Genomic DNA, 9,941 nt, shown 5'->3' on the forward strand with positions numbered 1-9,941 from the left:
TTAAAAGTCGTCAGCTGCAGGACTATTCATCCAGCTCTCGACAAAATCGCCGTAGCTGCCCGCAATAATAGCAGTGCGCGCCTTTCTCATAAGATTAAGCAAGAAGTAAAGGTTGTGCGTAGAGAGCAAAATGGAACCAAGCATCTCTTTTTGGCGTACCAGGTGGTTGAGATAGGCACGTGTATACCCACCTGTGCAAACAGGGCAATCACAGGCATGATCAAGGGGCGTATCGTCAGCACTAAAGCGAGCATTCTTAAGATTGAGGCGTCCTTCAGATGAAAATGCCGTGCCCATACGAGCAGTACGAGTAGGCAGTACGCAATCAAACATATCCACACCACAGGCAACACCGCGCACCAGGGTGGTGGGATTTCCTACGCCCATTAGATAGCGAGGCTTGTATTTGGGCATGTGTTCAGATACCAAAGGCTCCAGCGTTTGGAACATGGTCTCATGGTCCTCACCTACTGAGTAGCCACCAATACCATATCCCGGGAAATTAGAAACGTTTTCCAAATGGTTGAGAGAGCGCAAGCGCAAGTCCAAATCCATACCGCCTTGCACAATGCCAAACAAAGCCTGATCGGGACGTGTATGTGCCTTCCAGCAACGCTCTGCCCACATACTGGACAGCTCTACCGCACGCTCCACAAATGGACGTGGAGAAGGATAACCAGGACATTGATCGAGCTGCATACAAATATCTGAACCTAAACGCTGAGCAATGGCCATATTATCTTCAGGCGTCCAACTAACCCAACGCCCATCGTAATCCACTGCTCTAAAACGCACGCCCTCATCGGACAACTTAAAAAACTCACCGTGACTAAACACTTGGAATCCACCGGAGTCGGTCAAAATGGGATGATGCCACTGCATAAAATCGTGCAGACCGCCAAGAGCATCGATTCTCTCGGAACCCGGACGCATCTCACAGTGATAGGTATTAGCTAAAACAACCTGCGCACCAATCTGCTCCAGCGTTTGGGGCAAAATGCCCTTAACCGTACCCTTAGTGCCCACCGGCATAAACAAAGGAGTTTCCACATCACCATGAGCGGTATGAAACACGCCAGCGCGAGCGTGTGTTTTTGGATCTTCTGCAATAATTTCGTAGCCAAACAAATCTGCCATGTGATGTGCTCTTTCGTTTCTCGTTAGCTAAAACTTTTTGATAGGTAAAGCTTCTTGTAGGTAGTCTGTGCCCTTTTGCTGCCTGTAGGTAAACCCTCAGACATAAAAAATGCCTGACGTGCAACAGCCGCCAGGCATCAGTATATTATAGTTTTGTTATCTTACTCGCCAAAACCACTATCGATAAGAGCGATCAGTGCGTCACAAGCCTCCTGCTCATCAGGACCGTCACAGGATACCTCTACCGTAGTGCCTGTGCCAAGACCAGCAGCAAGAATCATCATGATGGACTTTGCATTTGCAGGAGCAGTGCCCTTGTCTACATCCGCAATAGTGATGTTGGACTGGTACTTCTTTGCTTCCATAACAAAGGCGGATGCAGGACGAGCATGAAGACCCGTTGCATTCTTAATAGTGGTCTGCTTAGAAACCATCTTTATCTCCTTTTATCCGTATATACGAAAAAAGACTAACTTCAGTTCTTATCCTAGCAGAATTATGCAGTAAACACGTGTAGGGATTGATGAGGTATGCATAAAGTTTTTTATAGTGCGGGTATTCTTTAATACATTCCTTATATATTCAGTAACAATTGATAAAACTCGTACCTCTTACAGAACTTTAGCTCATCTCCTGGGTAAACCTACAGTATTCGACTACTCTATGAATAGAAGAATTTGTACAAAGGACACATAATGACCGACGATCTTGTCAACACTTCCAATACCGCCTCTCCAGATGATGCCGCTGGTACCTTTGATGCTTTAGCTGATAAGTCCCATGAGGCTGATACAGCCATAGCCAAGCCAGATACCAATCCTGGTACTAACCTTGATGCCGAGTCTGCCACACCAATGGCAATCGAGCCTGCACCTAAGCCTGAACCACCAACAGCACTTGAGCCTGAGCCTGAGTCTGAGCCAGCAACGACAGCAGAGTCAGCAGCAATGCAGGTTAAGCCTACCGAGAAACCCTTGGACGATGTAGCAGCCACTATCAATAAAACTATTTCTAGCGTTGCCAACTCAATCAACAAAGACGACCTTACCAAGTTTGCTGGTAAAGCACGTGAGACCATCTCAAGCGGTGCAAGCCAAGGCGCCAACACCGTCATGGAAGGCTTTGAGGCGGTGCGCGATGTACGACGTGCCGTTAAGCAAACCAATGCTGCACGCACACGGCTGAAGCAAGTTCAAGATGAACTTGCCGAGAACTCCGCTCTTCTCGCCCACCGCGAAGAGGTGGCTCAAAATTACACAGACATTATCGACAATCAAACTACCCTGCGCATTGAAGCGCAGAACCACATGAAGAAGCTTTCGCAAATCATTGCAGACAAACAAGCTGAGGAAGAAAAATTACGGCAGAAACTCGCAACATTACGTGAGACCCATAGACAGGACTTACGCCCCCATAAGGCAAAACTCGAGCAGGCACAGGACAAGGTGGATGAGGCCACCAAGGCCGTAGCAGATGCCAAACGTGCTCTTAAGCTGGCTGAGTCGCAGCACAAGGACGTGGTAGGCCGTCGTGATGAGGAGATTAACTACGTCAAGCAGTCTATAGAAAAGTCTACGGCGCATATTGAAGAACTGAACGATGAATTGGCGACACTCACTGCCTCGGATTCAGCCGATAAAAACGCCCTCAAACACACGCGCAAGGCAATTGCTAAGGAAGAGCGTGCTCTTGATCGTTTCCACAACGACATTGCTGACATTACAGAACAGCATCGTCGTGCCATAGAAAATGCGCTGACGCACCTTTACACGCAACGTAATTCTCTTGATTTTGCACAAGAAACGCTTGAGGATGCCAAGCGTGAAGCGGATGAGCGCAAGGCAAACTATGACAAGCTTTTCAAGGATGCTCATGGGCGCGAATCTGAAGTAGATAAGCAAATAGCTGCGCTAACCAAGGCCATTACCGATACGCAAAAGCAACTTGATGATGCCACGGCTAGGCGCGATAATGCGCAGTCCCTTATCGATGAGGCAAAAGAGATTCATGCAACACCCGAGCTTACGGAAGAGCTACGCAATACCATAAGCGATACACAAGCAGCTATTGAGGTGCAACAACGCCAGGTACAAAACCTAGAAAAGCGTGAAGCAAAACTGCGCGAGAAAACAAAACAGCAGCGCTATATCTTTATTGGTGTGCTCTGTGCTGCTGGTTTTATCATTCTGCTGGTATTGCTGTCCCTTGCACACGTGTTGTAATACAAAGTATACGATCGATTTTTATCCTATAAGCCACTTTTTGTATGCAGGCATAAACACCCGTCTGTCGCTTATTACGATAGACGGGTGTTGTATTGAGGCATATGCTACAACCAGAAGTCAAAACCAATAAAGGTATCAAAACCAGCTATTTTTAAGAGTGCCATAGCGAGATTATAAAGAGCTATTGCAATTATCAGCACATAATTAGATACATCTGAGTCTTTGCATGTAATTAGCCTAAATGTTGTGACAATAATAACCGCTAGATGAAGCAGGATAATGACAAAAGCATAGTACGGTTTCAGCACTGGAACAAATAAGAAAAGTAGTATAACCAGAACAAGCAAGAGTGCAATACCAACTCTAAGGCGTTTACCGCAACTGCTGTCCCAAGAAAAATTTCTCAATAATCTCATGAGCAAACCTTCTACTCTATGAACATAGCGTCACCAAAACTGAGCATCCTATATCGTTGAACAATGGCTTGCTCATAGGCATCCATAATCTGATCACGGTTAGCAAAGGCAGAAACGAGCATCATAAGGGTAGAGCGCGGAACATGGAAGTTTGTAATCATTGCATCTACCACATGGAAAGTAGACCCAGGCATCAAAAACAGGTTCGTGCTTGCATCGTGGCGTGCCACCACATCCCCGGTACCTGTTACCGCAGCAGACTCAGCTGCCTTCTCAAAATGAAGCGCAGTAACAGCGGGATCTGACACGTCGATGTTCCTTTCCCAGGCAGACTCAAGCGAGCGCACGGCCGTAGTACCAACAGCAATAACCCTATGACCAGCAGCCTTAGTAGCATGCACTGCATCAATCACATCCTGCGGCACATGATAGCGCTCCGTGTGCATAGCATGCTGGGTAGGATCATCCTCGGTAACCAGTCTAAAGGTATCTATACCTACCTCAAGCTCTACCGTTGCCCACCTACAACCTTTGGCTTTGATCTTATCGATAAGCTCGGGCGTAAAGTGCAAACCAGCCGTAGGGGCTGCAGCGGAATGCTCTTCCTTCATGGCATACACCGTCTGGTACTTCTCGGGATCTCCGTCATACTCGGTAATATAGGGAGGCAGGGGCACATGACCCGCCCGATGGATGGCCTCATCCAAACTCAAGTCTGCCGCCGGCACAAACTTAACAAGACGACCACCGCGGTTGTCATCCACAAAGTCCATGATCTCGCCGGTTAAAACCACCGGACTGATCTGAGGAGCGTGCAAACCACCCGCACGATATTCAATAATCGCACCGGGCTTTAAGCGCTTGCCGGGGTTAACCAAGCATTCCCACACGCTACCCAAGGCATCCACATCCTCACGGCGACGAAGCAGCAAGGTCTCTGACACACCACCGGTATGTTGCTTACGACCTACCAAACGAGCAGGCATAACGCGTGTTTTGTTTGCCACCAGCAAATCACCAGGCTGGAGCAGGTCCACAATATCCCTAAAAATCTTATGCTCTACCCTGCCATCACTGCGATGCAGCACCAGCAAGCGACAAGAATCGCGTGGCTCAACAGGTGCCTGAGCAATGAGCTCATCGGGCAGGTTGTAATCAAAATCATCGGTACGCATTACATAACTCCTAGCAAGCCCTTCGCTTCACCTAAGAAACGTGGGCTTTCGATTGCCTCTTTGCGCGCTCAGCTGCTTTAGCTGCCTTGCGCTCATCTCGTATCTCATGCCTGTCAAAGGCCGCTTCCGCAGCAGAAAATCGACAGCCACAGTAATTTTGCCTATACATACCTGCCTCGCGAGACAAGCGTGTAGCTTCAGGGTAATACGGGCGAAAATCGCGCCACACCATAGTAAGACCTTGTGCATCGCACAGTTTTTTGAGCACATCATGGCAGACATCAAACAGCTGATAAGGAGACACTACAAGCGTGGTGGACACAAAAGAAAAATCTCGTTGTTTTGCCACACGACACAGCTCGGCAAGGCGCTGCGCATAACATGCCCGACACCTCCGCTCACGATCAAAGCCCAAACCAGCAACCCGGCGTTCCCAGCCAGCTCGATCATCGGACGCCACAATGAGATCAAGGCCCAAATCCTTTGCATACATACGCATAGTCTCTAGGCGTAGATCATGTTCTTCTATCGGCTGGATATTAGGATTAGTCCAGCAGATAGTAGGCTCAAAGCCCTCTTCACGCAAATGAAGGATGGGCTCTATAGAACAGGGTGCGCAACAGGCATGAAGAAGGAGCGGTGTACGCTCATATTGTTGGAATGCCATCTAACGGGTCATCCAGCTCTCATCAGAGGGATTGTCACGAAATGCCAACAGGCGTGCCTTATCCTCAGGCTTGATATAACCCTCCTCCACAGCAACTTCTACCAGGGTATCCAGATCACACAAGCTGGTGTTTTCTACCGCGTCTGCGGCAAGACGATCCAAGCCCTTTTGCATACCATAGGTAAAGATGGATACAACACCCAGCACGTTTGCTCCCACCTCACGCAAAGGACGCACACAGTCCAAAACAGAACCGCCTGTAGAGATGAGGTCTTCAATCACTACAATTTTTTCGCCCTCAGACACACGGCCTTCAATCTGATTCTTGCGGCCATGATCCTTGGCAAAACCACGCACATAACCCATGGGAATGCCCAGTCTATCTGCAGCAATGGCAGCGTGAGCAATACCTGCAGTAGACGTACCCATAAGCATTTCTACCTCGGGATACAGCTCACGGCTTTTATCGGCAAGAGCCTCATCTATGAGGGTGCGAACCTCAGGGTAGCTTAGCGTAAGACGATTGTCGCAATAGATAGGACTCTTGATACCGCTTGCCCAAGTAAAGGGGTCATCGGGCTTTAAAAACACTGCCTTAATAGACAAAAGAGCATGTGCAATGGTGGCTTTAGTTGCCATGACCTACCTCTTTCGTAGAGTTGCTCTCACCTGCAGGTAAAATCACTTGCCTGTGTTTGCATTTTTTGTACGGATACATTCTAGCGGTGTATCTGATTGTAATATGCATTGTTGAACCTTTAACCGAGAAGCTACGCACACATATATAAGGGACGCATAAGGGACGCTATTCTTAAAGAGCAAATATACTTTATACACATATAATTTTGTACACATCCAGATATGATAGGGCTTTATATGTCAGAGAACACTCCTACAAAGTTGCCACAAACCGCGGTACCGCAAACCACTCCTACCAAACGCCGTGCTCACATTGCATTGATTGTGTTTATCATTTGCTTGCTACTGAGCTTAGGTATTAATATCGCACGCAAGATTCTTGTTTTTGACTATCTGCCCTGCAAATCAACGGTGGTCTCCAAAGAGGTAGATCCCTCAACCTTTAAGTACAAAGTGGTTGTATCTTACAAAAATAGGCAATTTCGCTTGGTAGATACTGACATGAGGTTCAAGCCAGAGGTGGGAGAGATTACCACTACCTATCTGCAAAATGGTCATATGTTCTTTAACCAAGAAAGCGTTTTGCGCACCTCTCCTCTTACCACCGTGCGTTTGATTGCTATTGGCATTACTGCTGCTTCTGGTCTTGTTTTAGTCGTTTTATTCCGAAAGGTCCAAAAAGAGGCAAAGCTTTTGGAAAACGCCGATAAGAAACCTAAGGCTAAAAGGCCAACCAAGTCCAGTAAATCCAGCAAGAAGAACAAGTAGAAAGCCTGTTATGTCCTACGATATTGTTTTGTTTGACCTGGATGGAACACTGCTTGACACCACCACAGACCTTGCTATCTCACTCAACCATGCCATGCACGCGCTTGGTCACCAGAGCTGCTTTACTCCAAACGACGCTGCACATTTTTTTGGCAGTGGTTCAACAATTGCCTGCGCACGTGCCTTTGCAGCACTTGAAGGTGCATCTCTTAATACCCTGCTAGCCTTGGGAGACAGCACAACTGCACAGGATTTAGGTCTTGACATGCACAAGATCGAGCAGCTCAATAAGGCTTTTAGCGCACATTATCAGCTGCATAGTAATGATCACACGCTGCCTTATCCCGGCATCTGTGACATGCTTGCTGCCCTCCAAGGCGCCAACATACCTTGTGCTGTGGTTTCTAACAAAATGGATAGTGAGGTCAAGCGCCTGTCAAAGCTACACTTTGGGGACATCATGGCATCTGCTACGGGCTTGAGTCCCACTATTGCTCGTAAACCCGCAGCAGATACAACTCTGATTGCGCTTCATGAGCTACAAGCAAAAATAAATAACCCGAATGCCCAGGCTGTCTATATTGGAGACACAGAAATTGATCTTCTCACCGCTCATAATGCGAGTCTGGACTGCATTGCTGTAGACTGGGGCTTTAGAGAGCACAGCTATCTGGAGCACTGTGGTGCAAAGCATATTGTAAGCAGTGCGTCTGAGCTTACGCGCGCAATTCTGGAGACCAAATAAGCACCTTAGTTGTGCGATACTAAATAGATTAGAGCAACTATCTATGGGCGCATGCGCGCTTATATAACAACATGAAAGGTTTCTCATGGCAGTCGATAGCACCAATCGTCCCGTGTTTCCTGCGCGTGCCGTTATTACTGCTGGCATGCCTTACGGCAACAAAAACCTGCATTTTGGGCATATTGCTGGTGTTTTTGTACCAGCAGACTTCTTTGCTCGTTTTTTGCGTGACCGCCTAGGAAAACAAAACGTGTTGTTTGTTTCTGGTACAGACTGCTATGGCTCCCCCATTATGGAGGGCTACCGCAAGCGCAAGGAAGATGAGGGCTACACCGGCACGATTATTGATTACGTTACCGAGAATCATAACGCGCAGAAGTCGGCACTTGCTGCCTACGGTGTTTCTTTAGATCTGTATGCTGGTTCTGGTTTAGAGCCAGCTGCAAGCTTTCACAATAAGCTTACCGCCGCTGTTATACAGCGTTTGTATGAGCGAGGCTACTTACATAAGCAAAGCACCCGCCAGTTCTATGACCCACAAGCTGGTCAGTTCCTGAATGGTCGCCAGGTTCGTGGGCACTGTCCAGTGCGCGGCTGCAAATCAGAAAAAGCCTATGCAGACGAGTGTGACCTTGGCCATCAATTTAACCCCGAGGAGCTCATTGCTCCGGTATCTCAGCTCACAGGCGCTACACCCGAGCTACGCCCCGTGGATAACTGGTACTTTGATCTGCCCGCATTTCGCCACGAGCTTGAACAGCTTATGGATGAGTGGGATGTAGATCCGCAGGTACGTGCCGTGGTTACTAAGACGGTACGCGAGTCTTTGGTTGATCCCATTGTATACATCCAGAATAAATTCCGTGAGCAGTATGACGCCGTTAAAGATCAGCTTCCTGCGCACGGCCTTACCGAAGCTGTAGGCAATCAATCTTCCTTCTCGCTCACGTTTGCCACCTGGTCTGATCGTGACAAAGCTCGCGAGACGTTCGAGGCGGCTGGAATCCGTTTTCGTACCGGAAAAACCCTGCTACCCTTCCGTATTACAGGCAATATTAGCTGGGGTGTTCCCGCTCCAGTTATCGAAGAAACATCTGATCTGACCGTATGGTGCTGGCCCGAAAGTCTGTGGGCTCCCATCAGCTTTACGCAAACCGCCTTAGCAACAGCATCAGAAGGTTGTTATTCCACCACTGACTGGCGCGATTGGTGGACTTCTGAAGATGCCCAGGTATTCCAGTTTATTGGTCAAGACAACATCTACTTTTATTGCGTAGCACAACCTGCTCTCTGGGAAGCTCTGGATTGGGGTCTTAAGCAAGACACGCCTCTTGCCAACTATCACATCTTGTTTATGAACAAGAAGGCTTCAAGTTCTGGGGAAATCAAACCTCCTATGGCAGCAGAACTGCTGGAGCATTACACGCCAGAACAGCTGCGTTGTCACTGGCTTAGCCTGGCTTTGGATCAAAAGGCGGTAAGTTTTTCTCCTAAACCGTATGATACAAGCGTAAGCCATAAGGACAAAAAGACTGGTACCGATGTCCTTGTAAAAGATGACCCTCGTGTGGCAGATCCCGCCCTTAAGGAAAGCGCTTTTCTTACTAACATCTTTAATCGCTTGGCTCGTAGTTGCTTTTATGGCGCACAAAATGCACTGGGCGGAAAGCTCCCTTGCGTTGCAGCACACTCTGAGGTTGTGGATGAGTGCACTCAGGCCATTTTAGCGTTTGAGAAATCTGCATATATCTTTGATGCCCACTCTGCCTTGTCTACCGTGGAAGATTTTGCACGTGCTGCAAACAAGCGCTGGGGAGATGCATCCAAAGCAAGCCAAGGAGACCCCGCAGCATATGAACAAGCCTTAGCAGATGCGTTTGCTGCTTTGCGTACCACTACCTTGCTTATGCATGCTGCAGCACCCTTTGGCTGTGAGACCATTTGTGACTATCTCAACTTTGATCCTGACTTCTTCTTTAGCTGGGAGCATGCGTTTGATACTCCCGCTCAACTTGCAGAGAAGCTCGGTGAAGCTGCGGGTACTCACATACTCAAAGTCCTCCCACCCCGTTTTGACTTCTTTACTAAGCATGAGAGCCAGGGCAAGTAGCTTACAACTTACAATGGTTATGCACCATAAAAAGCCTGCTAAGCATAGGATATGAATAT

10 protein-coding genes are annotated in these 9,941 nt (G+C 48.0%); 4 read left to right on the plus strand and 6 right to left on the minus strand.

Features of this window, described 5'->3' with window-relative positions:
• Complete coding sequence (gene tgt, locus HMPREF1091_RS06305; protein ID WP_002563973.1) at positions 1-1,137, minus strand: tRNA guanosine(34) transglycosylase Tgt; 1,137 nt, start codon at positions 1,135-1,137, stop codon at positions 1-3.
• 161 nt (positions 1,138-1,298) lie between these two features.
• Positions 1,299-1,571 carry an HPr family phosphocarrier protein gene (locus HMPREF1091_RS06310; protein ID WP_002563974.1) on the minus strand — a complete coding sequence of 91 codons (273 nt, stop codon included), beginning with the start codon at positions 1,569-1,571 and terminating at the stop codon, positions 1,299-1,301.
• A gap of 261 nt (positions 1,572-1,832) precedes the next feature.
• Here HMPREF1091_RS06310 and HMPREF1091_RS06315 point away from each other — a divergent pair, with 261 nt between their 5' ends.
• Positions 1,833-3,359, plus strand: coding sequence for a hypothetical protein (locus tag HMPREF1091_RS06315; protein WP_002563975.1), 1,527 nt, complete (start codon positions 1,833-1,835; stop codon positions 3,357-3,359).
• A 107-nt stretch (positions 3,360-3,466) separates the two neighbouring features.
• Here HMPREF1091_RS06315 and HMPREF1091_RS06320 read toward each other — a convergent pair whose 3' ends face one another.
• Genes HMPREF1091_RS06320 through pyrE form a run of 4 tightly spaced genes read right to left on the minus strand, consistent with a single transcriptional unit; the run spans position 3,467 to position 6,259 of the window.
• The gene (locus tag HMPREF1091_RS06320; RefSeq protein WP_002563976.1) at positions 3,467-3,778 is read right to left on the minus strand and encodes a hypothetical protein; all 312 of its coding nucleotides are present in this window, start codon (positions 3,776-3,778) and stop codon (positions 3,467-3,469) included.
• Positions 3,779-3,789: 11 nt separating this feature from the next.
• Positions 3,790-4,953, minus strand: coding sequence for a tRNA preQ1(34) S-adenosylmethionine ribosyltransferase-isomerase QueA (gene queA / locus HMPREF1091_RS06325; RefSeq protein ID WP_002563977.1), 1,164 nt, complete (start codon positions 4,951-4,953; stop codon positions 3,790-3,792).
• A 31-nt stretch (positions 4,954-4,984) separates the two neighbouring features.
• Positions 4,985-5,620: an epoxyqueuosine reductase QueH gene (locus HMPREF1091_RS06330; protein WP_002563978.1), complete on the minus strand. Its 636-nt coding sequence runs from the start codon at positions 5,618-5,620 to the stop codon at positions 4,985-4,987.
• Complete coding sequence (pyrE, locus tag HMPREF1091_RS06335) at positions 5,621-6,259, minus strand: orotate phosphoribosyltransferase (protein ID WP_002563979.1); 639 nt, start codon at positions 6,257-6,259, stop codon at positions 5,621-5,623.
• 237 nt (positions 6,260-6,496) lie between these two features.
• Between pyrE and HMPREF1091_RS06340 the strand changes: the two genes are divergently transcribed.
• The 3 genes from HMPREF1091_RS06340 (at position 6,497) to HMPREF1091_RS06350 (ending at position 9,882) form a co-directional block, all read left to right on the plus strand.
• Positions 6,497-7,027: a hypothetical protein gene (locus HMPREF1091_RS06340; protein ID WP_002563980.1), complete on the plus strand. Its 531-nt coding sequence runs from the start codon at positions 6,497-6,499 to the stop codon at positions 7,025-7,027.
• Positions 7,028-7,037: 10 nt separating this feature from the next.
• Positions 7,038-7,772 carry an HAD family hydrolase gene (locus HMPREF1091_RS06345; protein ID WP_002563981.1) on the plus strand — a complete coding sequence of 245 codons (735 nt, stop codon included), beginning with the start codon at positions 7,038-7,040 and terminating at the stop codon, positions 7,770-7,772.
• An 85-nt stretch (positions 7,773-7,857) separates the two neighbouring features.
• Positions 7,858-9,882 carry a class I tRNA ligase family protein gene (locus HMPREF1091_RS06350; protein ID WP_002563982.1) on the plus strand — a complete coding sequence of 675 codons (2,025 nt, stop codon included), beginning with the start codon at positions 7,858-7,860 and terminating at the stop codon, positions 9,880-9,882.
• Positions 9,883-9,941: the final 59 nt, after the last annotated feature.

The organism is Atopobium minutum 10063974, assembly GCF_000364325.1.
GTDB classification, from domain to species: domain Bacteria; phylum Actinomycetota; class Coriobacteriia; order Coriobacteriales; family Atopobiaceae; genus Atopobium; species Atopobium minutum.

What these genes read in the sequence shown, in the direction of transcription:
- tgt (WP_002563973.1), bottom strand. Translation starts at nt 1,137, where the DNA reads ATGGCAGATTTGTTTGGCTACGAAATTATTGCAGAAGATCCAAAAACA.
- HMPREF1091_RS06310 (WP_002563974.1), bottom strand. Translation starts at nt 1,571, where the DNA reads ATGGTTTCTAAGCAGACCACTATTAAGAATGCAACGGGTCTTCATGCT.
- HMPREF1091_RS06315 (WP_002563975.1), top strand. Translation starts at nt 1,833, where the DNA reads ATGACCGACGATCTTGTCAACACTTCCAATACCGCCTCTCCAGATGAT.
- HMPREF1091_RS06320 (WP_002563976.1), bottom strand. Translation starts at nt 3,778, where the DNA reads ATGAGATTATTGAGAAATTTTTCTTGGGACAGCAGTTGCGGTAAACGC.
- queA (WP_002563977.1), bottom strand. Translation starts at nt 4,953, where the DNA reads ATGCGTACCGATGATTTTGATTACAACCTGCCCGATGAGCTCATTGCT.
- HMPREF1091_RS06330 (WP_002563978.1), bottom strand. Translation starts at nt 5,620, where the DNA reads ATGGCATTCCAACAATATGAGCGTACACCGCTCCTTCTTCATGCCTGT.
- pyrE (WP_002563979.1), bottom strand. Translation starts at nt 6,259, where the DNA reads ATGGCAACTAAAGCCACCATTGCACATGCTCTTTTGTCTATTAAGGCA.
- HMPREF1091_RS06340 (WP_002563980.1), top strand. Translation starts at nt 6,497, where the DNA reads ATGTCAGAGAACACTCCTACAAAGTTGCCACAAACCGCGGTACCGCAA.
- HMPREF1091_RS06345 (WP_002563981.1), top strand. Translation starts at nt 7,038, where the DNA reads ATGTCCTACGATATTGTTTTGTTTGACCTGGATGGAACACTGCTTGAC.
- HMPREF1091_RS06350 (WP_002563982.1), top strand. Translation starts at nt 7,858, where the DNA reads ATGGCAGTCGATAGCACCAATCGTCCCGTGTTTCCTGCGCGTGCCGTT.